This window comes from Mycobacterium sp. NPDC048908, from assembly GCF_043197955.1.
Classification (GTDB): Bacteria; Actinomycetota; Actinomycetes; order Mycobacteriales; family Mycobacteriaceae; genus Mycobacterium.
Window position 1 is genome coordinate 496574 of the sequence record NZ_JBICUE010000003.1, and the last position, 25564, is coordinate 522137.

Genomic DNA, 25564 nt, shown 5'->3' on the forward strand with positions numbered 1-25564 from the left:
GTGTAACGGTGTAAGCATGTAATCATGCGACACCATCACATCCATGGCCGACGGTCCGGCCGCCCAGGCGGCTGGCAGCAGGCCGAACAACCCGACGCAAGCGACGCCGCCGACTGGTTCGCCGGTCGGCTTCCCGACGGCTGGTTCGCCGGCGACCCGACGGTCGTCGTCGACCGCGAAGAGATCACCGTCATCGGCCGCCTCCCGGACGCGGCAGGCGAGGAGAGCGAGGCCCGCGCCTCAGGCAGAGCCGCCCGCTTCCGTGAGGAGACCCGCGCGGAACGCATGCGGATCGCCGACGAAGCCGAAGCCCGCTACGGCCGCAAGGTCGCCTGGGGCATAGAAATAGGGGCAGTCGGCGACGATAACTATGAGCGAATCCTGTTCACCAACATCGCGGTACCGGTGATGACGCGACTGCGGCAACCGGAACGCCAGGTGCTCGACACGCTGGTCGACGCCGGCGTCGCGCGGTCACGCTCCGATGCGTTGGCGTGGTCGGTCCGGCTTGTCGGCGAGCACGCCGACGAATGGCTCGGCAAGCTGCGCGACGCGATGAAAAACGTCGACGATCTGCGCGCCGAGGGGCCTCAGCTCTGAACCCGTTCGATGCCTACATAGGACGAACTGAGCGCCGCCGTCTGCGACAACGGATCGACCGGTGCACTGTCGACGAGCAGATTGCGGTTGGCGCCGTAGGATTCCGGGCGCGAGCCGCCGCGTGGATCGAAAATTCTTGAGCCCCAGCCGTGGTCGACGACAACCACGCCGGGACGGGGCAGCTCGTTGACTGCCGCGGCCAATTCGATCGCACCGACGCGCGAGTACACCCTGACCTTGTCGCCGTCGCCGATGCCGAGTGCGGCGGCATCGGCGGGATGGATGACCACCTCGTTGCCTTTTCCGGACGGATGCAGGCCGGGCAGTTCGTTGAGCCACGAATTCATTGAATGCCGGTTGCGCCGGTTCGCCAGCTGAAACGGATACCCGGCCGGCGGTCGAGGGCCGGGTTCGGCGAGCAATTCGCGTGCCCGCTGCACGAACTCCGGTGGCGCCGCGTGCACCTTGTTGTCATCGGTCCGCAGCGCCTTCCTGAAGTGGCCGAACTCCCGCGAACCCAACACCCAGCCGTGCGGATGCGACATCACGTCACGCCATTTGATCCTGCGGCCGTTGATTTTCCGGCTTGTGGCCACGACCAGTCGGTCGATCCAGTGCGGACCGAATTCGACAGCCGGCTTGCCTGTCACCCGGGACAGCACGCGGGTCGCCTTGACGAACTGGTTGACGCCCTTGGCGCCGAACAGTGGTTTACCCATCGCGATCGCGAGGTCGGCGAAGATCCGCCATTCCTGCCGTACACCGGGTGGTGGCTCGACGGCCCGTTGTCCGTACTGCAGATACGGCTGGTCGTGCATGTTGCTGGTGAACGCGAGCAGATCGTCACGCTCCAGCCAGTGCGCGGCGGGTAGCAACCAGTGCGCATGCCGGTGGCTCTCGCGCTGCACCAGGTCCACGGCCACCAGTAGATCCAGTTGCGCCAGTGCGGCATCCAACTTGGCGCCGTCGGGTCCGGACACCACGGGGTTACCGCAGTTGATCAGCATCGCCTTGATCTGCCCTGGCCCGGGAGTGGTTATCTCGTCGGGCAGTTCGCTGAGTGCATGCGCGCCCGCCACCATGCCGCGGCCCGCGATGCGGCTCGTGTGACCCGTCTCTTTGACCATGGCCGACAATCGGATTGCGTCGACATAGCCGGGCTCGTATCTGCGCCCGCCCGGCCTGTCCATCCGGCCGGTGATCACGTTGAGCACATGACCGAGCCACTCCGCGACCGTTCCCGCAAGGTGCAGAGACACCCCGGTGCGGGTGACCACCATCGCGCCGCGCGCAGCGGCGAAATCCCGGGCCACCTGCTGGATCTGGGCGCGGGGGATATCACACCTGGATGCCAGCTCGTCGAGATCGGCGTCGGCGACCAGATTTCGCAGATCGTCGACCCCCGTTGTTAATTCGGTGCAGTCCTGCCGGTGTTCGAGTCCTTCGTCGAGGATCACCTTCACCATGCCGAGCAGCAACGCCCAGTCCTGTCCCGGACGGACGGCGAGGTGCACATCGGCTTTCTCGGCGGTCTCGGTGTGCAGCGGGTCGACCACGATGATACTGGCGCCCTGCTTCTGGCGTTCCAGCGCGCGGCGCCACCCGCCGGGAACGGTTTCCAGCCAATTCCACGCGCTGACAGCGGGATTGGTGCCGACGAGCAGGAAGTAGTCACAATTGTCGATGTCCGATACCGGGGCCATCAGTATCGACCCGTACATGGCCGCCGCGACGACGTGCATGGCGTTCTGGTCGACCGACCCGACGAAGTATCGGTTGCGGGTGCCGATCGCGTCGAGCCAGGCGTTCATGAAGATGATGTTCGACGACGAGAAGCCCGACGGGTTGCCGTAATAGACGCCGATGGCGTCCGGGCCGTCCGCATCGATGAGGGCGTTCATCCTGGCGGCGATGTCACTGATCGCCTCGTCCCAACTTGCCTCCACGTAGCTGTCTGTGCCGTCTCCTACGCGCCGCATCGGGTTCAGGACCCGTCGCGGATGCTCGACCAGTTGGTTGGCGGTTCGACCCTTGGCGCAGAAGTCCTGCCAGGTGTGGGGGTTCTGCTTGTCGGCCGAGATCTTGACGACTCGGTTGTCCTCAACCGTCACTTCCAACCCACACGATGCCAGGCAGTACCGGCAGAATGTATGCACGGTCTGGACGGGCTGGACGGGCAGGGTCATGAACCGCACCCTAGTCCGGCTAGGCCTGCGTCATATCCCAATAAGCGCCATGCTTAGCGAGCAGTTCCTGGTGGCTGCCGCGTTCGACGATACGGCCCGCGTCCATCACCAGGATGACGTCGGCGTCCCGGATCGTCGAAAGCCGGTGCGCGATGATGAAACTCGTGCGGTCGCGGCGCAGCTCGCCCATCGCGTGCTGGATCAGCAATTCCGTCCTGGTGTCCACCGAACTGGTGGCCTCGTCGAGCACCAGCAGCTGCGGGCGGGCCAGGAACGCGCGTGCAATGGTGATCAGCTGCTTCTCGCCCGCGCTGATGTTGCCGCCGTCATCGCTGACCACGGTCTGGTAGCCATCAGGCAGCGTGTGCACGAACCGGTCGACGTAGGCCGCTTTGGCCGCCGCGATCACTTCGTCCTCGCCTGCATCCGGTTTGCCGTATGCGATGTTGTCGTAGATCGTGCCGCCCAGTAGCCAGGTGTCCTGTAACACCATCCCGATCCGTGAGCGAAGGGACTGCCTGCTCACCGACGAGATGTCCTCCCCGTCAATCAGAATCCGCCCCGAGTCGACGTCATAGAAGCGCATCAGCAGATTAACCAGCGTCGTCTTGCCTGCGCCGGTGGGGCCGACGATCGCCACCGTGCTGCCCGGTTCCGCGACCAACGACAGGTCCTCGATCACCGGCGTCCCGGCTCGGTAGCTGAAGTCGACATGCTGGAACTCGACCCGGCCCTCGTTGCCGGACGGCAGAGCCGCGTCGGGGTCCTGCGACTCCTCCTCGGCGTCGAGCAGATCGAAAACACGTTCTGCGCTGGCGATCCCGGACTGCAGCGTGTTGTACATCGCCGCCACCTGGGTCAGCGGCTGGTTGAACTGCCGGACGTATTGGATGAAGGCCTGAATGCTGCCCAGCGTGATCTGGCCGGTTGCGACCTGGACACCGCCGACCACTGCGACCGCGACATAGCTGAGGTTGCCGACGAACGTGGTGGCCGGTCCGACCAGTCCGGAAAAGAACTGCGCGCCAAAGCTGGCGCGGTAGACGTCGTCGTTGGCTTCGGAGAACTGCGCCATCGCGCCTGCCCGGTGGCCGAACGTCTTGACCACCGTGAACCCGCTGTAGGTCTCTTCGATGTGGGCGTTGAGCTTGCCCGTATTCGCCCATTGCGCAACGAACAGCCGCTGGGAGCGGCGGGCGATCGCGCGTGTCACCAACAGTGACAGCGGCACGGTGATGACCGTGAGCAGCGTCAGCAGCGGTGAGATCGTCAACATCATCACCAGCACCGCCACCACGGTCAGCACCGACGTCACCAGCTGGGAGATCGTCATCGACAGCGACTGCTGAATGTTGTCGACGTCGTTGGTGACCCGGCTCAGCACCTCGCCGCGCCGACGGGAATCGAAGTAGCTCAACGGCATCCGGTGCACTTTGTTCTCGACATCCGCGCGCAACGACACCATGGTGCGCTGGACCGCGACGTTGAGTAGCCGTGCCTGCAGCCAAACCATCAGCGCGGCAACCAAATACAGCCCCAGCGCGAGCAACAGCGTGCGGCCGACGGCGCCGAAGTCCACGCCGCGGCCCGGCACCACGTTCATGCCCGACAGCAGATCGGCGAAGGTGTTGTCACCACGCGCCCGTGCCGCCGCAACTGCCTGCTCTTTCGTCAGGCCGGCAGGCAGTTGCCGCCCGATCACACCATTGAACAACAGGTCCGTGGCGTGGCCGAGGATGCGCGGGCCGATCACCCCGATCGCGATCCCGCCGATACCGAGCAGCATCACCGTCGCCGTCAACCCGCGCTGAGGGGTGAGTTGCTTGACCAACCGGATCGCCGAGCCCTTGAAGTCGCGAGACCGCTGCGTCGGCGCCTGCACGACGCCGCGGACCGGACGTGTCATCGGCCCGGCGGTCATCCGCCCGCTCCAGCGCCGAGCGACTGCGAGTCGGCGAACTCGGCGTAGGTGGGGCAATCTGCCAGCAGGGACTCATGGGTGCCGATGCCCACCACCTCACCATCGTCGACCACCACGATCTGGTCTGCCTCGGCGACCGTGGAGATGCGTTGCGACACAATGACCACCGTCGCACTGGCCGACACGTCGCGAAGCGAGGCGCGGACCCGTGCGTCGGTGTGCACGTCGAGGGCTGAGAACGCGTCGTCGAAGAGATAGATGGCGGGTCGGCGGATGACCGCCCGCGCAATGGCCAACCGCTGCCGCTGTCCGCCGGAGAAGTTGATGCCGCCCTGCGCGACCGGCATCGCAAGGCCATCGGGGTGCGCAAGGACGAAATCATCCGCCGCGGCCACCCGCAGCGCATCCCACATCTCCTCGTCGGTGGCGTCGGCCTTGCCGTACCGCAGGTTGTCGGCGACGGTCCCGGAGAACAGGTAGCCCCGTTGTGGCACAAGGCCGATTGCCGACCACAACTGTTCGGTGTCGTAGTCGCGAACGTCGATGCCGTCGACGTACACCGCGCCGTCCGTCACGTCGTAGAGGCGGCAGATCAGCGATATCAGCGTCGACTTGCCGGACCCGGTGGAGCCGACGATGGCCGTGGTGGTGCCGGACTGCGCGGCCAGCGAAACGGCCTTCAGCACTGGGCGGTCGGCTCCGGAATAGCTGAATGTCGCACGTTCGAGCCGGATTTCGCCGCGGGTGGTGTCGGGACGTGCTGGTCGCTCGGGACTGACGATGGCGGGTGTGGTCGCCAGCACTTCGGTGATCCGCTCCGCGCACACCGACGCCCGCGGCAACAGCACCAGAAGGAACGTCGCCAGCAGCACCGCCATCAGGATCTGCATGAAGTAGGACAAAAACGCGATCAACGAGCCCACCTGCATGTGTCCGGCGTCAATCCGCAAGCCGCCGAACCAGATCAGCGCGACGCTGGAAATGTTGATCACCAGCGTGGTGACCGGCAGCATCAGCGCCTGCAACCGACCCGCTTCCAGTGCGGAGTCCGCGAGGGCCTGGTTCGCGACGCCGAATCGGTTCCGCTCGAACGGTTCGCGGGCGAACGCCCGGATCACCCGGATGCCCGCGAGTTGTTCGCGCATCACCCTGTTGATGCCGTCGATCTGACGTTGGACGCGGCGAAAAATCGGCAGCAGGCGCGACACGATCAGATAATTGGCCAGCGCCAGCACCGGCACGCTGATCAGCAGCAGCCACGACAGCCCGGCGTCCTGATGCACCGCCATGAAGATTCCGCCGATCGACATGATCGGCGCAGTGATCAACATCGTGCAGGTCAGTTGGACGAACTGCTGGATCTGCTGGACGTCGTTGGTGGTGCGGGTGAGCAGCGAAGGGGCGCCGAAGCGCGCGGTCTCTTCCGCCGAGAAGCGCGTCACGTGGCCGAACATCGCCGAGCGCAGGTCGCGTCCCACGCCCATCCCGGCCCGCGACCCGAAGTAGACCGCGCCGACGGCGCACAGCACCTGTAGCCCGGTGACGCCGAGCATCACGGCGCCGAGTTCGATGATTCGGCGCAGATCGCCTTGCGCGACCCCGTCGTCGATGATCGCCGCGTTGACGGTGGGCAGGTACAGCGAGGCGAGCGTGCTGATCAGCTGGAGGCCTGCGACAGTCGCGAGCAGCGAGCGATACGGACGCGTATACCGCCGCAGCAACGCCCAGAGCATCCCGTTACTGTCGCACACCGTCCCGGCCGAAGTCGTGTTCGGCAGGGCCACCTGAGAATTCGCTAAATTCGCTGGTCAGTCGGCATGTCGGTGGTTGAGTGTTTGGGCTGACGCTACAGTGCATGGCGTGATCCCCAGCAAGTGCGTGACCGGCAGGACGCGGTCCGCGAAGGTGCTGGCCGTGGCGGCCGCGGCCATGATCGGTGTGGTTGCGGCCTGCTCCGACGGATCCGGTGGGGCCACTTCGCCCAGCGTGCCGCAGTCGCCAGGCCCGTCGCAGAGCGCATCGCACGGGCCGATGTTCCCTGAATGCGGCGGCATCTCCGATCAGACCCTGGCCGAACAGACCCGGGTCACCGGGCTGGTCAACACGGCGAAGAACTCAGTGGGCTGCCAGTGGCTGCAGGGCGGCGGCATCCTGGGGCCGCACTTTTCGTTCACCTGGTACCGCGGCAGCCCGATCGGGCGAGAGCGCAAGACCGAGGAACTCTCGCGCGCCAGCGTGGAGGACATCAACATCGAGGGACATAGCGGGTTCATCGCGGTCGGCGAGGACCCCACGCTCGGCAACAACCTGTGTGAAATCGGCATTCAGTTCTCCGACGACTTCATCGAGTGGTCGATCAGCTTTTCCCAGCAGCCGTTCCCGGACCCCTGCGATGTGGCCAAGGAACTGACCCGTCAATCGATTGTGAACGCGAAATGAGCCGCTACGGCCGACGCGCCATGGCCGGCCTGGTCGCCGTCCTTTCTGTGCTGACACTGCTGACCGGATGCACCAAGACGGTCGAGGGCACCGCGGCCAAATCCGGATCCGGCGACGTGCCCCGCAATGACGACTCGGCCAAGCAGTACCCCAACCTGTTGAAGGAATGCGAGGTGCTGACCGAGGACATCCTCGCCAAGACGGTCGGCGCCGACCCGCTCGACATCCAGAGCACGTTCGTCGGCGCGGTGTGCCGCTGGCAGGCCGCCAACCCGGCGGGCCTCATCGACATCACCCGGTTCTGGTACGAGCAGGGCAGCCTGGACAACGAGAAGAAGGTCGCGCAGAGCCTGAACTATCAGATCGAGAACCGCTCGATCGCCGGCGTCCCTTCGATCGTGATGAAGCCCAACGACCCCAACGGGGCATGCGGGGTCGCCAGCGACGCGGGCGGTGTCGTCGGCTGGTGGGTGAACCCGCAGACGCCCGGCATCGACGCCTGCGGCATGGTCATCAAGCTGATGGAGCTGACGCTGGCCACCAGCAGCTAGCGGGCCACGTGGAAGCCGACCAGGGCGGCGCTGTTCAGCGTCAGCCGGTCCCATGGCTCGCCGGTGCGCAGCACGGCGATGGCCGACGTCGGAAACTTCGCCGAGATGCGCTCGGCCGCAGTGCTGTTGCTGCCGTCGGCCGTGGCCAGACCGAGCGCAAGCGCCGACATCGCAGGCTCGTGTCCGATCACCAGTAACGTCTCGACTCCGGCGTCGACCCGATTGATCTCCTCGATCACCGTGCCCGGCGTCGCGTCGTATAGCCGGTCGAGGTAGTCCACCGGTGCGTCGATCCTGGTCCGCGCCAGGGTCTGGCGGGTGCGGGTGGCAGTCGAACAGAGCACCGCGTCCACTGCCGGCGCGTGGGCACGCAACCAGTCGCCCACCAGCGCGGCTTCGCGTTCGCCCCGCGGGGCCAGCGGCCGCTCGTGGTCGGCCACGCCGGGCGGATAGTCCGATTTGGCGTGCCGAAGCAGCAGCAGCGTGCGGTACCGGTCGGTCACGGTGTCCACCGTAAGCCCCCGCACACCTGCCGACGCTACGGTTTCTGATGCGTTTCGGGCTTGTTCTCATCACAAACCGTAGGCTCGGCGCTCCGTCCGGTTGGCGTCGGACCTGCCGACCGAGGTCCACCGACTTGTCGGCGCCCGGACCTACACTCGCGATGCCGAACAGATACGGGACAACTGAAGGGAGCCGAGATGCGATTCGTGCACACCGCCGACTGGCAGCTCGGCATGACCCGGTACTTCCTCAACGGTGAGGCGCAGCCGAGGTATTCGGCCGCCCGACGCGACGTCGTCGCGGGCATTGGGCCGCTGGCTGTCGACGCAGGCGCGGAATTCGTGGTCGTCGCGGGCGATGTGTTCGAAGACAACCAACTCGCACCGCGTGACGTCAGCCAGTCGCTGGAAGCCATGCGCGCCATCGGAATTCCGGTGTATCTGCTGCCGGGCAACCACGATCCGCTCGATGCGGCGTCGGTGTACACCAGCGCGCTGTTCACCGCGGAATGCCCGGACAACGTCACCGTTCTCGACCGCGCGGGTGTTCACCAGGTGCGCCCCGGCCTGCAGATCGTCGCCGCACCGTGGCGCTCGAAGAAGCCGACCACCGACCTGGTGGCAGAGGTGCTCGACGGGCTCGAAGCCGACGGCGTCACGCGAATTGTGGTGGGGCACGGCGGTATCGACATGTTCGAACCCGACAAGGACAAGCCGTCGCTCATTCGACTCGGTGCGTTGGAGGCCGCCATCGACCGCGGTGCCGTGCACTACATCGCCTTGGGGGACAAGCATTCTCGCACCGAGGTCGGCGCCACCGGCCGCATCTGGTATTCGGGCTCACCGGAAGTCACCAACTACGACGACATCGAACCCGACCCCGGGCACGTGTTGCTCGTCGACATCGACGAGGACGATCCGCGCAGGCCCGTGCGAGTCAACGCCCGTCGCGTCGGTCGGTGGCGCTTCGTCACACTGTGTCGCACGGTGGACAGCAGCCGCGACGTGGCCGACCTCGACATCAACCTCGATCTGATGCCGGACAAGGACCGCACCGTCGTGCGCCACGGGCTCAGCGGTTCGTTGACTGTCACCGACAAGGCCGCGCTCGACGCGTGCCTCGACAAGTACGCCAGGTTGTTCGCCGCGCTGGTGCCGTGGGACAAGGAGACCGACATCGCGGTGATTCCCGCCGACGGTGAATTCGACGACCTCGGCATCGGCGGGTTCGCCTCGGCCGCCGTCGACGAATTGGTGGACACCGCGCGGTCCGACGGTGAGGACGCCGACGACGCCCGCGCGGCGCTGGCGTTGCTGCTGCGTCTGGTGGATAAGGGCATCGATGAGCCGCTTGGGCGAAGAGACAAAGGCATCGCATGAAGCTGCACCGCCTCGTGCTCACCAACTATCGCGGCATCACGCACCGCGAGATCGAGTTTCCCGACCGCGGTGTGGTCGTGGTCAGCGGCGCCAACGAGATCGGTAAGTCATCGATGATCGAGGCGCTCGACCTGCTGGTGCATTCCAAGGACCGGTCGAACAAGAAGGACGTCAAGCAGGTCAAGCCGACGCATGCCGACGTCGGCGCCGAGATCACTGCCGAAATATCGACGGGCCCTTATCGTTTCGTGTACCGCAAGCGTTTCCACAAGCGATGTGAAACCGAGCTGACGGTAGTGGCGCCGCGGCGCGAGCAGCTCACCGGCGACGAGGCTCACGAGCGGGTGCTGGCAATGCTGGACCAGACCGTCGACATGGACCTGTGGCAGGCGCAGCGGGTGATGCAGTCGACGTCGACCGCGGCGGTGGATCTGTCGGGGTGTGACGCGCTGTCGCGGGCGTTGGATGTGGCTGCCGGAGAAGCGGTGACACTGTCGGGGGTCGAGCCTCTGCTGGTGGACCGCATCGACGCCGAGTATCTGCGTTACTACACACCGACCGGCAGGCCTACCGGCGAATGGGCCGCCGCCGTCAAGCGGTTGCAGTCGGCCGAAAACGAGGTGGCGCGGTGTGCAGCCGCGGTGGCCGAGGTCGACGACGCGGTGCGCAGACATGGCGCGCTCACCGACAACCTGGCGCTGCTTGCCGGTCAGCGGGCCGAGGCCGCCGAACGGCTGACCGAAGCACGAGCGGCAGCCGACGCCGTCGCGGCGCTGACCCAGCAGCTCGAGCAGGCCGAGGTGGTCGCCGCGGCGGCAGATGCCACCCACAGCGCCTCGGTCGCTGCGCTGACGGAGCGTCGTAGGCTGCGTGCCGACATCGAGCAGCGGACCGCCGCGATCACCCAGCTGCAAGCCGTTGCCGACGACGCACGTGAGCAATTCGCCACCGCGGCCGAAGTGCAGGAGGCGGCGGAGGTCGCCGCAGACCAGGCACGCGCCGCCGTCGAAGCGTCGCAGAATCTGGTCGACGCCGCGCGCTGCGTGGTCGACCGTGCGTCCGACCGTGACGAGGCCAACCGGCTGGAGGCCAGGCTGGCCAAGCTCGATGCCGCGCGGCGTGAACTCGACCTGGTGGTGCGTGAGCTGGCGGGTATCACGTTGACCGAGGCCGCCATGCGGGCCATCGAAACGGCCGCCATTGCAGTCGAGCGGGCAGCGGGCCAGGCCGAATTGGCTTCCGCTCATCTCGAATTCGTCGCGATCGCCGACGTTGAGCTGCACGTCAACGGTCAGCCTGTGGCCATCGGATCCGGTGACAGTTGGGCGGCCAACGTCAGCTCACCCACCGAATTCGCACTGCCCGGCCTGCTGCGAGCGCGCGTGGTGCCCGGCGCTCCTGCCTCGGAGTCACACGCGAAACTCGAAGCGGCTCAGGGGCTTCTGGCCGCGGAACTGGCGAAGGCCAAGGCGGCCGATGTCGAGGAGGCGCGGCTTCTGAACGACCGCCGTCGTGAGCTGAGTGCCTCGCGCGCCCAGCTGCGCGCGACGTTGGAGGCGCTCGTCGGCGACGACACCGTCGACGAATTGCGAACTCGGCTCGTCGAGTTGCGCGGAGCCGAGCCTGCGGAGCCGGGCCTGTGGGACGACGTCGATCCTGCGGCGGCGCGCGCCGAACTGAACACCGCGGTGCAGGCCCACAAGCAGGCGGTCGCCGACTGCGAGACACATCGCAAGGTCGCACAGGCCGCGGCCAGCCGGTTGGCGGAGCGGGCGTCGGCGGCCGACGTGGCGCGCGAGAAGCTGACCGCGGCGCAGGCAGAGCTGACCAACGCACACGAGAGGTTGCTCCAGCTGCGCTCCATCGTCAGCGATGACGAGCTCGCCGTGAAGGCGGAGGCCGACGGCGAGCAGGCCCGGCGCGCCACCGCGCTGGTCGCCGAACTGGGTGCTGAGTTGGCGCAGCGTGGGCCCGACACGGTGCATGCCGCGCTCAACGACGCGGTCCGGCGGGCCGAGTCGGTGGACAGTCGCCATCGAGAGGCGTCCGACGCGCTGCGGGAGGTGACGGCGCAACTCACGGTGTACGGCACCGAGGGGCGCAAAGGGCAGCTCGATGCGGCGCAGACAGAACGGCAACACGCGGAGGCGGACTACCTGCGGATGCATCGACGCGCGCGCGCTGCACAGCTGCTGCGTTCGGTGATGGCGCGGCACCGTGACGCCACCCGCCAGCGTTACGTCGACCCATTCCGCAGTCAGGTGGAGCGGTTGGGCCGCATTGTTTTTGGCGACAGCTTCGAAGTGGAGATCGACAGCGCACTGCGGATCTGCAGCAGGACGCTGGCGGGCCGCACGGTGCCGTATGAGTCGTTGTCGGGCGGGGCCAAGGAGCAGATGGGCATCGTCGCACGGCTGGCCGGTGCGGTGTTGGTGGCCAAGGAGGACAGCGTTCCGGTCGTCATCGACGATGCGCTCGGCTTCACCGACGCTGAGCGGCTGACCAAGATGGGCGCGGTGTTCGACGCCGTCGGCGGCGACGGCCAGGTGATCGTGTTGACATGCAGCCCGGAGCGCTATGCCAGCGTGACGGGAGCCCACCACATCGAGCTGACGGCTTAACTCGCCAGCAGACCTGGGTCGCCGGACAGCGCGAACACCCGGCGCATCGCGGCGACCTCACCCGCGTCGCCGTCGAACGTCACCCGCCTCAACGCCGCCTTGCGTTCAGCGGCGGTCCCGCCCATCCGGGCGGCGATCAGATCGCCGGCCGTTGCGGTGACGGTGACCGCGGGCGGTCCCTGCGCTGCGTTCAGTCCATCGCTGTTGACGGCGAACTCAAACCGGCGGTCGTCGATGTCGACTCGATACGAGGCGCGTACGTCGCCGATGCTGCCGGGATCGATGCCCAGCAGGATGCCTGCGAGGAACCCGTTGAGCGGGGTCAGCGCGCTGTCGTCCGGCACCACCATGTCGAGGCCGAACGTCGCGATCGCCTTGACCACGGGCAGCACCTTGCGCCAGCCCGCCTCGCTCAGCGTGTACACGGTCCTCGCGATCGGCGGCGGTAGTTCCTCGCGGTCCACCAGACCCGCTTCCTCCAACTCGCGAAGGCGGTCGGCCAGCAGATTGGTGGCGATGCCCGGCAGCTCACCGCGCAGGTCACCGTACCGGCGAGGTCCGCCGATGAGCTCGCGCAGGATCAGCAGCGTCCATCGTTCACCGAGCACGTCGAGGCCCTTGGCGATGGGGCAGTTCTGCTGATACCTCCTGGGCACGGGAATAACCCTACCACTTAGACAAGTAGTTAGTCATATAACTTGAAAAACTTGTCTAAAAGGTTTACGGTTCTGCCCATGCGTACCCCCGTGTTCAAGACCCACCCGACCGCCGCGCTTGTCTTCATCTGCCTGAGCGTCTTCGTCATCAGCGTCGACGCCACCATCGTCAACGTCGCCCTGCCCACGTTGTCGCGCGAACTCGACGCCGACACCGCGCAGCTGCAATGGATCGTCGACGCCTACACCCTGGTGATGGCGGGATTGATGCTGTCGGCAGGCAGCCTGTCGGACCGCTTTGGTCGCCGCGGCTGGCTGAGCGCCGGCCTCGCTCTCTTCGCGATCACCTCCGGCGTTGCGGCGCAGGTGAATTCGGCAGATGGCCTGATCGCGGCGCGCGCGGCGATGGGTGTCGGTGCCGCGGTCATCTTCCCGACCACCCTGTCGTTGATCACCAACATCTTCACCGACCCGGTGAAGCGGGCGAAGGCGATCGGGCTGTGGGCCGCGATGGTCGGGGTCGGCGTGGCCGCAGGCCCGATCTCCGGTGGCTGGCTGCTCGAACACTTCGCATGGGGGTCGGTCTTCATGGTCAACGTGCCGGTCGCCGCGGTTGCCATCATCGGCGGCTGGCTGTTCGTCCCGACATCGCGCGACCCCGCAGCGCCGCCAGTCGACGCGCCGGGCCTCATCCTGTCGTCGATTGGCATCAGCGCGCTGGTGTACACGGTCATCGAGGCGCCAAACTGGGGATGGCGCAGTGCGCACACCGCCGTGGGATTCGCCGCATCGGTCCTGGTGCTCGCCGTCTTCGCCCTGTGGGAACGCCGCACCCCGCATCCCATGCTCGACGTATCCGTGTTCGTCAACCGGCGGTTCTCGGGCGGCAGCCTCGCGGTCACTGCCGGATTCCTGACCCTGTTCGGCTTCATCTTCGTCATCACCCAGTACTTCCAATTCATCAAGGGCTACACCGCATTCGAGACTGGCTTGCGGCTGTTGCCGGTGGCCATCTCGATCGCCGTCGCGAGTATCGTCGGACCCCGCATCGTGGAACAATTCGGCACCACCGCCGTTGTCGCGGGCGGACTGGTGGCTTTCGCGGCAGGGCTGGCCTGGGCATCCACGGCCGACGCTGGCACGCCGTACCTCGAAATCGCCTTGCAGATGGTGCTTCTCGGCGGCGGCCTCGGCCTGACCACGGCGCCTGCCACCGAATCGATCATGGGATCACTGTCCGCTGACAAGGCCGGCGTCGGCTCGGCCGTCAACGACACCACCCGCGAGCTGGGCGGCACCCTGGGCGTCGCCATCGTCGGCAGCGTCTTCGCCTCCATCTACACCGCTCGGCTGGCCGACGATTCGGTCATCGCTGCGCTGCCCGCACAGGTTCGCGAGACCATGGAACGTTCGATGGCCGCGGCGCAACAGGTCATCGGTCAATTGCCGGACAGCATGGCGCCCCGCGTTCGCGCGGCGGTCAACGGCGCGTTCCTTGACGGAATGCAGATCGGGTCGCTGGTCAGTGCCGGGATAGCGCTTGGTGCCGCGATCATCGTTGCCTGGCTGCTCCCGGCACGCGCCCGGCAGGCCGATCAGGCCCAACCGGAGGCGGTGCGCGCATAGACTCCGGCAGGTGGACGCCGACTACATCGTTGTGGGAACCGGCTCGGCCGGATCTGTCCTGGCCAACAGGCTCAGTGAGGATCCGGCCGCTTCGGTGGTCGTGCTCGAGGCGGGCCCGCGGGATAAGGACAAGTTCATCCACATCCCCGCCGGGTTCGCGAAGCTGTTCCGCAGCGCGATGGACTGGGACTATTTGACCGAGCCGCAAAAGGAACTCGACGGCCGCGAAATCTATTGGCCGCGAGGCAAAGTGCTCGGCGGATCGTCATCGATGAATGCGATGATGTGGGTTCGCGGCTTCCCGGCAGACTACGAGGAGTGGGCCGATTACGCCGGCGAGCAATGGAACTACAAGAGTGTCGAGAAGTACTTTCAACGGATCGAAGGCGGTCCGCTAGTCATCTCGCCGCAGCGCAGCCCGCGCAGCTCGACGGCCGCATGGCTGGCAGCGGTGCGCGAGCGTGGCCACGACGGGTTCGTCGAGACCCTCGTCACCCAGCGAAGAGGAGCGCGCTGGAGTACAGCCGACGCGTACCTCAAGCCTGCGTTGCAGCGTAAGAACCTGACGCTGCACACAGAAGCCACCGCGGCGCGGATCCTCTTCGACGAAACGCGGGCAGTCGGCGTGGAATTCGAGCAGCTCGGCCAGCGACGCGTGGTCCGGGCGCGGCGCGAGGTGGTGTTGTGCGCGGGCGCGATCAACAGCCCGCAACTATTGATGCTGTCCGGCCTCGGCCCTGGCGACCAACTGGCGGAGCATGGAATTGAGATGGTTGCCGAGCTGCCCGACGTCGGCGCCAATCTGCTCGACCACCTCGTCGTTCCAATCGGCTTCGACGTTCCCGATGACACCTTGTTCACCGCCGAGAAGCCGCTCGAACTGATCAACTATCTCGTCCGCAGGCGCGGCATGCTCACCTCGAACGTCGGCGAGGCGTACGGGTTCGTCAAGAGCCGCGAGGACCTCGAATATCCGGATCTGGAGCTGATTTTCGCGCCGGCTCCGTACTTCGAGGAAGGGCTGGGTGACCCCTACGACAGGCATGCCGTGGTGATGGGACCGATCCTGCTCAAGCCGTACAGCCGCGGCACGATCACCCTGCGGTCGGCCGACCACAAGGACAAACCCGTCATCGACCCGCGGTATCTTACCGACGATGCGGGCGCCGACCGCGCCGCGCTGATGTCCGGGCTGCGGATGTGTGTCGACATCGCCGAGTCTGCGGCGCTGAAGGGGATCATCGGCAAGGTTGCGCGTCCACTCGGCGCGACGGTGCTTGACGACGAGACCCTCGAACGTGCGCTGAACTCGTTGTCGCACACGCTCTATCACCCGGTAGGCACCTGCCGGATGGGTACTGACGACACGAGTGTCGTCGATCCGGAGTTGCGGGTACGAGGTGTGGACGGGCTGCGGGTGGCCGACGCGTCGGTGATGCCGACGATCATCCGCGGCCACACGCACGCACCCACCGTGCTGATCGGCGAGGTGGCCGCAGACCTGATCCGCGGCGCCTGTTAGCTGCGGGTGTCCTCGGTAACCAGTCGGCCGATATCGTCAAGCAGCGATTCCGCGATCGCGATATCGTCGCGCAAGTCGCGATCGGCGGTGTCGTACGGGAGCGCGTCGGACAGCGCCAGCGCGTCGCCGACGGCGCCGCCGAACTGATCGTTGAGCCGACGCTGACGCAAGAGCCGCACTGCGCCAACGAGTTCGCAACACAACAACACCCGGTACGCGGCGATGGACCGTTCGAGTTGCTGTGCGCCTTGGGACGCGAATGTCGCATCCTCCTCCGCTCCCCGTGACAGCACCAGAGTGCCCGCAGAAGCGGGCTGTGCGGCATTGCGGATCTCGGCGATCGCGCCCGCCGCAACGTACTCGACCATCATCAGGCCGGACGAGCCTGCTGCGTCGGCGGCAAGGAAAGCGGTGCCGCCGTTGGAATCCGGGTCGTTGATCATCCTGATCCGCGAATGGGTGATCGGGGCGGCAAGTGCCAGTGCCAAAGTGGTGCCGTCCAACTCGAGCGACAAGGAGGCCTGGTAGAACGCACCGTGGTGAACGACAGTGTCGTTCTCGATGTCGAACAGCGGATTCTCCTGTGCGGCGTTGAGAGACCGTTGAAGCTGTCCCTCCAGCGAGTGCAGCGATGCCAGCACCGTCGCCTGCGCAACCGGATATACCCGAAGGCCATAGGGATCCTGGATGCGGACCGGCTGGCGATCCGGGCGGCCCTTGGCCGCGATCAGTGACCGCAGGCGCTCCGCGATGGTCTCGACATAGGGCGCCGCCGACGCCTGCGCCGCAACGGAGGACAAGGCTTCGGGATTGCCGTCGAGCGCAAGGAAGCTCAACACGTAGATCACGCTCGACGCCCGTTCTAATCGCGAAAGCTCCTCCAATGCAAGGCATCCACGCCCCACCGTGAGTGCGCTGCTGCTCATGAACGGCAGCGCGCTGTCGGCACCCCACGGACGCATCGGGGTCAGCGGTTTCGAAGCGGGCCGCTCGCCGATCAGTGTCAAGGCGGTGCCGGCGAGGGGCGCGAGGTCGCCCGTCCCGATGGACGCGTATTGGCGGAGTTCAGGCAGTGCATCGTCGTTGAGCATCGTCTGAAGACCAGACAGGATCTTGGGGTCGAGCCCGGCGCCGGGCACGCACAGCTGGGCGAGCCGGACGGCGAGCATTGCACGCACCGTCCTGTCATCGAGAGGGTCGCCGGCGTCGACGGCGTGGCTGCGAAGCAGTCGCATGCCGTACTCGGTGTCGGTCGGGGATACCGAGGTGCTCCGGTTAGCCCCGACTCCGGTGGTTCTGCCGTAGATCGGCAACCGCGTGCTGAGATCCGAGGCGACCTGATGCGCGTGATCGATGGCCGCAACGACTTGTGCCGAAACCGAAACCTGCTCGCGGCGGTCCGCGAGCGCCACCACGTCGGCGATGCTCGCGGATCCGTTAAGTACAAGCATGGAATTCTCCTCGTTACCTATCGCCGACACGCGACGCGACCTATCATCACCGAAACCGGAGATTGCCGCTAGATGGAATTTGATTTTTACTTGATGGAATCCCGGCGAGAGGAGGCCAGGTGGCCGAACCGTCCACGCGGACCGTGGAGCGCGCACTGGCGCTGCTCGCGACCATCTGCGACCGGGGCGGCGCGAATCTCGCCGACAGCGCCAGAGAATGCGATCTTCCGCCGAGTACGGCGCTCCGACTGCTGCGCACCTTGGAGAACACTGGCTTCGTCACCAAGGAGGAAGTGGGCGGGACCTACCGGCCAGGAAGCCGTCTGATCCAACTCGGTGCGCAGGCCCTTTCCAACGAGTCTCTGATCGATCTGGCCAAGCCGGTGATGGAGAAGTTGGTCGCCGACGTGGGGGAGTCGGTGTATCTGAGCGTCGAGGGCCACGGCGGCACCGCGCTTTACATCAGCATCGTCGAAGGCACTCATTCGGTGCGACATGCCAGCTGGGTCGGTCGAACGGTGCCGCTCGACGCCTCGGCGGCGGGACACGCGCTGTGCGGCCGGGTGCCCGACGCGGGATACGTGATCGTCGAGCGCGGCGTCGAGGCTGACGTCACCGCGATCGCGTGCCCCATCTACTCGCAGGCGCGCATCGTCGCGGCTCTGAGCCTCGTGGTGCCCAGCTACCGGCTCAGCACAGCCCAAGCGGCCAGGTACGGTCGAAAGCTCGATTCGGCGGCGGCGGCTCTGTCCGCCGGGCTGAGCCACCCGTCGAATTCCACTCCGCCAGAAGGAAAGTCATGATCACATTCGACAGCGTTTCCAAGGTCTATCCAGACGGCACCGTCGCAGTCGACAACCTGACGATCACCGCGCCGAACGGCAAGATCACCACGCTGGTGGGTCCCTCCGGCTGTGGGAAGACGACGTCGATGCGAATGATCAACCGTCTGATCGAGCCGACCTCCGGCAAGATCACGCTCGAGGGAGTCGACACCCAGACTCTGGACAAGGTCGCCCTGCGTCGCAAAATCGGCTATGTCATCCAGAACGCAGGGCTTTTCCCGCATCGCACGGTAGTCGACAACGTGGCCGCGCTGCCCCGCCTGCTCGGCGGTAGCAAGAAGGAAACCCGTTCCAAGGCAATGGAGCTCCTCGAGCGGGTCGGGTTGGACGCCAAGTTCGCGCGTCGTTACCCATGGCAGCTTTCCGGCGGCCAGCAACAGCGCGTCGGGGTGGCTCGTGCGCTCGCGACCGATCCGCCGTTCCTGTTGATGGATGAGCCGTTCAGTGCGGTCGACCCGATCGTGCGCAACCAATTGCAGGACGAGTTCCTCCGATTGCAGGCCGACATCTCCAAAACCATCGTCATGGTCACCCACGACATCGACGAGGCGCTCAAGTTGGGCGACCAGGTGGTGGTCCTCCGCCAGGGCGGCACGCTGGCGCAAGCGGCGACGCCCGCCGAACTGCTGGCCGCGCCCAACGACGCCTTCGTCGCGGATTTCGTCGGGTCGGCGCGTGGGTATCGGGCGCTGGGTTTCCAGAGTTCCGACAACCTTCTCGAACTCAACGACGAACCGACTATCACTGTCGGACAACCGGTCTCGGCCGTCACCGCGAACGGACGCTGGGTGCTGGTCGTCGATGAGCAGAGGGTGCCGATCGGCTGGGTGGACACCGAAAGCGTCCGTGGCGACCGGGTGCAGGACAGCGACGTCAACCTCAGCGCCACCTCGGCGTCGCGCACCGACCCGCTGCGTGACCTGTTGAACTCGGCCCTGTCGAGCCCCAGCAGTCGGTGTGTGGTCACCGACGAGTCCGGGGTGCTGATCGGCACCGCATCCGATCACGACGTGATGGACGCCATTCGGCGGGCGAAGGAAGCCAGGACGGCCGCATGAACTGGATTCTGTCGAACATCGACCGCATCATCTCGCTCACGATCAGCCACATCTGGCTCACCCTCGTGCCGACGTTGATCGGGCTGGTCATCGCGCTTCCGCTGGGCTGGTGGGCGCATCGATTCAAGCGCGGGCAGGCGGCCATCGTCGGGACGGCGGGACTGCTCTACACGATTCCGTCCCTCGCGCTGTTCATCATCCTGCCTGCCATCCTGGGAACCAAGATCCTCGACCCGTTGAACATCGTTGTGGCGCTGACGCTCTACACCTTGGCCCTGCTGGTGCGTGTGGTGGCGGATGGCCTGGACTCGGTGCCGCACGACACGGTGGCCGCTGCTGAGGCCATGGGCTATCGCGGATGGCAGCGGCTCGTGCTCGTCGAACTGCCGGTGGCGGTCCCGGTCATCGCCGCCGGATTGCGCGTGGCGGTGGTGTCCAACGTCAGCATCGTCACCATGGCCGCCCTGCTGGGCATCCCACAGCTGGGGTCGCTCTTCACACAGGGGTTCCAGCTGCGGCTGTACGTGCCACTGGTCACTGGCATCGTGCTGTGCGTGGTGCTTGCCATCGTGTTCGACGGCCTGATCATCTGGCTCAACAGAGTGCTGACCCCGTGGCGGCAAAGGACGGTCACGTCGTGAACATCTTCTCGTGGTTCGCCGACCCGGCGAACTGGACTGGCTCGGGGAGCATCCCGGCGCAGGTGGGCTATCACGTGCTGTACTCGGCGATCGCGCTGTTCGCCGCGCTGATCATCGCAGTGCCGCTGGGAATTCTGATCGGCTATACCGGGCGGGGCGAGGCGCTGGTCGCCGGGTCCGCCAACGCGCTGCGTGCGCTGCCGTCGCTGGGTCTGCTCGTGCTGTTGTTCCTGATCATCTCGCCAGTGGTCGGCGGAAAGCTCGTTTACGTCCTGCCGACCATCATTGTGCTTGTCCTGCTTGCGGTCCCGCCGATCCTGACGGGTACCTACGCGGGAATCCAGACCGCCGATCCCGACGCCGTCGGCGCGGCCCGCGGCATGGGTTTCACCAAGCCGCAGATTCTGGTGCGGGTGCAGTTGCCCTGTGCCCTGCCGCTGATGGTCTCCGGGGTTAGAAGTGCAACGCTGCAGATCGTCTCGACGGCCACCATCGCCGCCTACCTCGGCCTGCAAGGGTTGGGTCGATTCATCCTCGACGGCAGGGCGCAAGCCAGCTTCAGCGAAATGGCGGGCGGGGCAATACTTGTCGCGATCCTTGCACTTGTGCTCGAGTTCACCTTCGCCTGGCTTGGCCGCGTCATCGTGTCGCCCGGCCTTCGCCGCACCGCCGCCAAGTCAAGCTCACCGATATCTACGACCGTGCTAGAGCCGGCCACCACCTAGGAGAATCACATGAAGAAACGCACATTGTTGTCCGCCCTGGCCGTCGCATCCACGCTTGCGCTGTCCGCCTGTGGCGGTGGCGGCGGCGACCCGCTATCGGGAGGCGGCAACGACAGCGGCTCTTCGGGCTCGCAAGTCATCGTCGGGTCCGCCGATTTCACCGAGAGTCAGTTGATCGCGAGCATCTATTCGCAGGCCTTGCAGTCCGACGGGTTGAGCGTCAAGGAGCAGTTCAACATCGGCAGCCGGGAGGTCTACATCCAGGCGCTCAAGGATGGTTCGATCGACCTGGTGCCCGAGTACACCGGTGCGCTGTTGAGCTACCTCGACCCGAAGTCCACGGCCGCGACGCCGCAAGCGGTGCAAAGCGAGCTCTCGACCAAGCTGCCCGCTGGGACCGCGATGCTGACACCGTCGCCCGCGGAGGACAAGGACGTCGTGGCCGTCACCCAGGCGACGGCCGACAAGTACAAGCTGAAGACCATTTCCGACCTCAAGCCGGTCGCCGGTGAACTGGTCCTCGGAGGGCCGCCGGAATGGAAGACGCGCACGCAGGGCGTCGTCGGACTTCGTGACATCTACGGCCTCAACTTCAAGGACTTCGTCAGCCTCGACGCGGGCGGCACCCTCACGATGACGGCGTTGACCAACGGTCAGATCCAGGCAGGCGACCTGTTCAGCACCGATCCCGGGCTGCACGCCAACCACCTTGTTGCACTCGAGGATGACAAGAATCTGTTCGCCGCCGAGAACGTCGTGCCGCTGATCAAGTCCGGCAAGCAGAACGACACCATCACCAAGACCCTGAACGCCGTGTCGGCCAAGCTCACCACCGACGACCTGATCGAAATGAACGCCGAGGCGGCCAAGGGCACCAACCTTTCCGACATCGCCAAGAAGTGGCTCGCCGGCGCCGGTATCTCGAAGAGCTAGTTGCGATTTGTGGAGCCGCAACCGCGGTGCGCGCGGGTCGCGCTCCACAAATCACTCAGAAGTAGGCGTTGTCGCCTCAGCGGCGTCCAGCACGGCGGCTTTCGCGATGTAGGCCGTTGCGGCCAATCCGCCGAGTTGCTTCTGGTACAGCGGATCATCGGTCGGCCGTTCGGACAGCGCATGGCTGAAGCTGCGATCACGAGATCCCAGCAGTACGACACCGTCGTCCACCGGGTCCGCGTCATAGGCTGTGTCGGTCAACACCTCGTCCCTGGACACCGCCACGTCGGTGAACACCGTGGTGCCGGTGCCCGCGCGGCGCTGCCCAAAGCCGTCCCAGTCGTCGATCAGCCGCATCCCTTCTCGGTCAGAAGGTCGCCACGGTGAGATAGTCGGAGAACAGCGCGCCGGTGCTGTAGTACTTCTCGCCGGTCAGCCGGTAGCCGCCATCGTCCGCGGGCAGTAGTCGGGTGTTGAAGACCAGGCTGCCCACGGCCAGCGAGCCCTTCTCGCTGAATGCGTTGTCAAAGATCTTGCCCGCCGCCACTTTGTGCAGCCAGCGCGCCGAGCTGGTTTCCTCGGCAGTGCGCAGCCGCTCCTCGGCGAACCAAACATGAGTCCGAAAATTGTGGGCCACAATGAGATCAGCCCGTGCCACATCGATCCCCGTGGAGAACAGTTGCGGCACAGTAAATCCCGCTCCGCCGAGATGCTCGGGCAACCGCAACGTGCCGAAGCCGGCCGGCTTCAGCGCGGCCACTTGATCAAATGGGTTCTCGTCGTTGAGGTCTCGGCCCCTTGCTCCGCAGGCGAGCTGCCCAGCAGGCCGGTCCATTCAGGGGTGCCGGGCAGGAGGCGAGCCACGCAGTCCGCGGAAGACATGGCACGGTCGTACCGATACGCCACCCCGGCACGCACTGCTTTCGTTCATCCGGAACCTAGGAGCGGTCGATTGGGCAGAATGTCTGGTGATGACGATGAACGCCAAGCGTCGCCGCGCGCACGACAAGCTGGCTGCGCTGCCGGGTGTGCGTGCGGTGCGACGGCCGATCAAGCCGGCCGGCGACCAGGAGTTCGACCTGTTCTACGTGCGCACCGGACGCAAGTCGACACATCCGCTGGTCGTCATCCCCGGTGGTCCGGGCGCCGCCTCCATCGCGCTCTACCGGGGGTTTCGCAGGCGCGCCGCGGCCGAGGGCCTCGACGTGATCATGATCGAACACCGCGGCATCGGCATGTCGCGGCACGACGACAACGGCTGCGACCTGCCTGAAGAGGCGTTGACCATCAACCAGGTGGTCGACGACGTGGCCGCCGTCCTCGACGACGCCAAAGTGGACAAGGCAGTCGTCTACGGCACCTCGTACGGCAGCTATGTGGCCGCCGGAGTCGGTGTGCGTCATCCACAGCGCGTGCACGCGATGATCCTCGACTCACCGGTGCTGTCGGCCAACGACATCGACGCGGTCCGGGCCGAGACTCGCAGGGTGCTGTGGGACGGCGAGCGCCCGGAGACGGCTGACCTGGCGGTCAAGGTTCGCGAACTGGTGCGCCAGGACAAGCTGAGCCCTGAGTCCACTCAACTGGCGGCGGCGGTGTACGGCGTCGCGGGACCAGGGGTGCTGCGTCGTCAGTTCGACCTGCTGCTCGCAGACCGCGGGGCGCTGTGGTCTGTGCTCGACCGGGGTGCGCACTTCCTTTTCGAACGCAAAGCGCCCTATCGCCACGAGCCGGACCTGGTTGGCCGGATCGGCTATCGAGAACTGAACTACGCCGCCGCACCCGACGGCAAGCCCCTTGACCCGGCTGTCGTGTACCGTGAGATGGCTACCGTTGCAACGGATTTCGAGGCAGAGCCGTTCGACCTGGTCGCTCAGATGCCCCAGTTCACCTGGCCGACCGTCGTCATCTCCGGCGGTCGAGATCTGATCACACCCCCCGCGGTGGCCCGCAGGATCGCCTCGCTGATCCCCGGCGCCGTCCTGGTCGGCCTCGCAACGGCCGGGCATTCGGCCATCGACCTGCGCGAGCGTGCGGCACTGGACGTGACCAAGGCCGTCTATGACGGCAGCAGTTCCAGCCTGCCCGCGCGCGCCGCAAAGCTGGATTCGGCGCCGGGCGGTCTCGGCGTGCGGCTGTTGATCTGGGGTATTGCCGCGGCCGCCGTCGTGGAACAGGCTGTGCCTGCGGCGGTTCCGCGCACATTGCAGCGTGTCACGGCTTCATGAAGCCGATCTTGGTGTAGTCGGCGTCGGCAAGGCCGAACGCGCCGAAATTCGCCAAAGTGCTTCGCACCGCGACGTTCCCGGGCGATTGCGTGAGCGGTAAGCTGAAGCCCTCGGCCCAGATCAGCTTGTCGACCTCGTTGGCCAGGTCACGCGCTTTGGCTGGGTCCAACTCCTCGAGTGTCTGCTCGATCTTGGCGTCGATCTCCGGGGTGCCGATCTTGCCGAAGTTGCTGTCGCCGTCTGACGCATAGATCTGTGGGAGCCCGGACAACGGGAAAGCATCGCCCACCCAAGTGAATTGGGCGATATCGAAGTCGCCGACGTTGATGTGGTTGGAGAAGAACCCGGCGCCGCCCTTGGCGTCGAGGTCGAGCTTGACGCCGACCTGAGCGAGATTGTTCTGTGCGATCTGACCGAATTGACGGGTGGACAGTGAGTCGTACAGCACGTCACGGATCACCAGTTGCTTGCCGTCCTTTTCCCGGAACTGGCCGTTGAGTTTCCAGCCCAGCGCGTCCAACTCCTGTTTCGCCTTCTCGGGGTCGAACGCCACGACCGCGCTGTTGTCCTGATAGCCCTCCTGGCCTGCGACGTACACATGGTTGTTCAGCGGGACGGGGTTGTCGGTGAGGCCCCGCTGCGTGACGTTCGCGATGGTCTGACGGTCGATGGCCTTGGCGATCGCCAACCGCAACGCCTTGTCGGCGAGGATGGAACCCGGCGCACCGTTGAATGTGAAGTGATACCAGCTGGTTCCCGGCGCTCGCCGAATCGATATGCCCTTCGTGCCTCGTGCGATCGTCAGTTCGTCGAGTGTGGCGGTACCGGTGGCGTCGATGCTGTTGTTCTGCAGCGCGGGGATTCGCGCGGCATCGTCGAGCACGATGTAGGTGATGCTGTCGAGCAGCGCCGGAGTGCCCCACCATTTCGGGTTGCGGGTCAGCACGATTCGCTGTGCCGTGCGGTCGACGGTGGATACCATGAACGGCCCGGCCGACGGTCCAGGCCCGTTCAACTGACCCTTGTTGAATGCCTCGGGCGTCGCCGTCATGCTCTTGGGCAACAGCATCGTGTTGCCGGACAACATGCCGCGCCACTCCGCGTACGGTCGGGAGAACTTCACCACCGCTTGCCGGTCGTCAACGCCGCGCGTCACCGACTCGACGCGGTCGGCGCCGTTGGGGCTTGCGCTCGCGAACGCCTTGTCTTTGCCGCTGGTGGCGTGGAACTGCGAGGCGATGTCCTCCCAGGTGATCGGGGTTCCGTCGCTCCACACCGCCTTGGGGTTGATGGTCCAGGTGACGACCTGCGGGTTGCTGCTGGTCAGTTCGGCGCCGGTGAAGTAGTCCGTGTTCAGCGTCATCGACCCGTCGGCGGCGATCCGAAATGCGCGCGGCATGCTGGCCTTCAACATTCCCGCAGAGTCGGCGGAGTTGCCGTCGATGTGCAACGAGTTGAAGTTTTCGGGGAACGCGGTCAGGGCCAACCGCAGGTTGCCGCCCTGCTGCAACTTGGCGACATCCTGAGGATTGATGTCGTTGGTGGTGCCGACCTCCGCGGGACCGCCCGCCGGCGGCGTGTCTTGCTTGCTGCTCGAGCACGCGGTGAGCGTCAGAGCGGCGGCCAGACAGACACTGAAGGCACACACGGCGAAGCGTCGGATCTTCATGGGGACAGA

At 66.0% G+C, this 25564-nt stretch carries 20 protein-coding genes and 1 pseudogene; 13 read left to right on the forward strand and 8 right to left on the reverse strand.

Going from position 1 to position 25564, the window contains the following annotated elements:
* The first annotated feature begins 24 nt into the window (after positions 1–24).
* Positions 25–600: a hypothetical protein gene (locus ACGFK1_RS11295; RefSeq protein WP_393428335.1), complete on the forward strand. Its 576-nt coding sequence runs from the start codon at positions 25–27 to the stop codon at positions 598–600.
* On the opposite strand, the gene ACGFK1_RS11300 is transcribed toward ACGFK1_RS11295, so the two are convergent.
* From ACGFK1_RS11300 to ACGFK1_RS11310, 3 genes are read right to left on the reverse strand one after another with little or no spacing between them, the layout of a single operon-like run.
* On the reverse strand, positions 591–2786 hold the full coding sequence (locus ACGFK1_RS11300) for a molybdopterin-dependent oxidoreductase (protein WP_393428336.1): 2196 nt from the start codon (positions 2784–2786) through the stop codon (positions 591–593). The genes ACGFK1_RS11295 and ACGFK1_RS11300 overlap by 10 nt on opposite strands.
* 19 nt (positions 2787–2805) lie before the next feature.
* On the reverse strand, positions 2806–4707 hold the full coding sequence (locus ACGFK1_RS11305) for an ABC transporter ATP-binding protein (protein WP_393428337.1): 1902 nt from the start codon (positions 4705–4707) through the stop codon (positions 2806–2808).
* Positions 4704–6440, reverse strand: coding sequence for an ABC transporter ATP-binding protein (locus ACGFK1_RS11310; RefSeq protein ID WP_393428338.1), 1737 nt, complete (start codon positions 6438–6440; stop codon positions 4704–4706). The genes ACGFK1_RS11305 and ACGFK1_RS11310 overlap by 4 nt, the downstream gene beginning before the upstream one ends.
* 196 nt (positions 6441–6636) lie before the next feature.
* Between ACGFK1_RS11310 and ACGFK1_RS11315 the strand changes: the two genes are divergently transcribed.
* Both ACGFK1_RS11315 and ACGFK1_RS11320 read left to right on the forward strand, forming a co-directional pair.
* Positions 6637–7146, forward strand: coding sequence for a DUF3558 domain-containing protein (locus ACGFK1_RS11315; RefSeq protein ID WP_393428486.1), 510 nt, complete (start codon positions 6637–6639; stop codon positions 7144–7146).
* A 20-nt stretch (positions 7147–7166) separates the two neighbouring features.
* Positions 7167–7697: a DUF3558 domain-containing protein gene (locus ACGFK1_RS11320; protein WP_393428488.1), complete on the forward strand. Its 531-nt coding sequence runs from the start codon at positions 7167–7169 to the stop codon at positions 7695–7697.
* Here ACGFK1_RS11320 and ACGFK1_RS11325 read toward each other — a convergent pair.
* Positions 7694–8200 (reverse strand): SixA phosphatase family protein, encoded by a 507-nt coding sequence (locus ACGFK1_RS11325; RefSeq protein ID WP_393428339.1) that lies wholly within the window; start codon positions 8198–8200, stop codon positions 7694–7696. The two genes, ACGFK1_RS11320 and ACGFK1_RS11325, sit on opposite strands and share 4 nt — an antisense overlap.
* Positions 8201–8398: 198 nt before the next feature.
* On the opposite strand from ACGFK1_RS11325, the gene ACGFK1_RS11330 reads away from it, so the two are divergent.
* Together ACGFK1_RS11330 and ACGFK1_RS11335 are read left to right on the forward strand one after the other, a co-directional pair.
* A complete protein-coding gene (locus tag ACGFK1_RS11330) occupies positions 8399–9580 on the forward strand; it encodes an exonuclease SbcCD subunit D (RefSeq protein WP_393428340.1) in 1182 nt (393 codons plus the stop codon).
* The gene (locus ACGFK1_RS11335; protein ID WP_393428341.1) at positions 9577–12201 is read left to right on the forward strand and encodes an AAA family ATPase; all 2625 of its coding nucleotides are present in this window, start codon (positions 9577–9579) and stop codon (positions 12199–12201) included. Before ACGFK1_RS11330 ends, ACGFK1_RS11335 begins: the two co-directional genes overlap by 4 nt.
* On the opposite strand, the gene ACGFK1_RS11340 is transcribed toward ACGFK1_RS11335, so the two are convergent.
* Positions 12198–12857: a winged helix-turn-helix transcriptional regulator gene (locus tag ACGFK1_RS11340; protein WP_393428342.1), complete on the reverse strand. Its 660-nt coding sequence runs from the start codon at positions 12855–12857 to the stop codon at positions 12198–12200. The genes ACGFK1_RS11335 and ACGFK1_RS11340 overlap by 4 nt on opposite strands.
* A 78-nt stretch (positions 12858–12935) precedes the next feature.
* Here ACGFK1_RS11340 and ACGFK1_RS11345 point away from each other — a divergent pair, with 78 nt between their 5' ends.
* Positions 12936–14483, forward strand: coding sequence for a DHA2 family efflux MFS transporter permease subunit (locus ACGFK1_RS11345; protein ID WP_393428343.1), 1548 nt, complete (start codon positions 12936–12938; stop codon positions 14481–14483).
* Between the two features lie 10 nt (positions 14484–14493).
* The gene (locus ACGFK1_RS11350; RefSeq protein WP_393428344.1) at positions 14494–16005 is read left to right on the forward strand and encodes a GMC family oxidoreductase; all 1512 of its coding nucleotides are present in this window, start codon (positions 14494–14496) and stop codon (positions 16003–16005) included.
* Here the strand turns inward: ACGFK1_RS11350 and ACGFK1_RS11355 are convergent.
* On the reverse strand, positions 16002–17456 hold the full coding sequence (locus ACGFK1_RS11355; RefSeq protein ID WP_393428345.1) for an aromatic amino acid lyase: 1455 nt from the start codon (positions 17454–17456) through the stop codon (positions 16002–16004). The two genes, ACGFK1_RS11350 and ACGFK1_RS11355, sit on opposite strands and share 4 nt — an antisense overlap.
* Before the next feature lie 119 nt (positions 17457–17575).
* Here ACGFK1_RS11355 and ACGFK1_RS11360 point away from each other — a divergent pair, with 119 nt between their 5' ends.
* The 5 genes from ACGFK1_RS11360 to ACGFK1_RS11380 are packed head-to-tail and all read left to right on the forward strand — an operon-like array spanning position 17576 to position 21658.
* Positions 17576–18259 (forward strand): IclR family transcriptional regulator, encoded by a 684-nt coding sequence (locus ACGFK1_RS11360; RefSeq protein ID WP_393428346.1) that lies wholly within the window; start codon positions 17576–17578, stop codon positions 18257–18259.
* Positions 18256–19359, forward strand: coding sequence for an ATP-binding cassette domain-containing protein (locus tag ACGFK1_RS11365; RefSeq protein WP_393428347.1), 1104 nt, complete (start codon positions 18256–18258; stop codon positions 19357–19359). The genes ACGFK1_RS11360 and ACGFK1_RS11365 overlap by 4 nt, the downstream gene beginning before the upstream one ends.
* Positions 19356–20000, forward strand: coding sequence for an ABC transporter permease (locus tag ACGFK1_RS11370; protein WP_393428348.1), 645 nt, complete (start codon positions 19356–19358; stop codon positions 19998–20000). Before ACGFK1_RS11365 ends, ACGFK1_RS11370 begins: the two co-directional genes overlap by 4 nt.
* Positions 19973–20725 carry an ABC transporter permease gene (locus ACGFK1_RS11375; RefSeq protein ID WP_393428349.1) on the forward strand — a complete coding sequence of 251 codons (753 nt, stop codon included), beginning with the start codon at positions 19973–19975 and terminating at the stop codon, positions 20723–20725. Before ACGFK1_RS11370 ends, ACGFK1_RS11375 begins: the two co-directional genes overlap by 28 nt.
* 9 nt (positions 20726–20734) lie before the next feature.
* Positions 20735–21658, forward strand: a complete 924-nt coding sequence (locus ACGFK1_RS11380) for an ABC transporter substrate-binding protein (RefSeq protein WP_393428350.1) — start codon at positions 20735–20737, stop codon at positions 21656–21658.
* Between the two features lie 60 nt (positions 21659–21718).
* Here ACGFK1_RS11380 and ACGFK1_RS11385 read toward each other — a convergent pair.
* Positions 21719–22540: pseudogene (locus ACGFK1_RS11385) on the reverse strand (acyl-CoA dehydrogenase); the annotation flags it as partial.
* Between the two features lie 89 nt (positions 22541–22629).
* Between ACGFK1_RS11385 and ACGFK1_RS11390 the strand changes: the two are divergent.
* Positions 22630–23886, forward strand: a complete 1257-nt coding sequence (locus ACGFK1_RS11390; RefSeq protein WP_393428351.1) for an alpha/beta fold hydrolase — start codon at positions 22630–22632, stop codon at positions 23884–23886.
* Here ACGFK1_RS11390 and ACGFK1_RS11395 read toward each other — a convergent pair.
* A complete protein-coding gene (locus tag ACGFK1_RS11395) occupies positions 23873–25555 on the reverse strand; it encodes an ABC transporter family substrate-binding protein (protein ID WP_393428352.1) in 1683 nt (560 codons plus the stop codon). The two genes, ACGFK1_RS11390 and ACGFK1_RS11395, sit on opposite strands and share 14 nt — an antisense overlap.
* Positions 25556–25564: the final 9 nt, after the last annotated feature.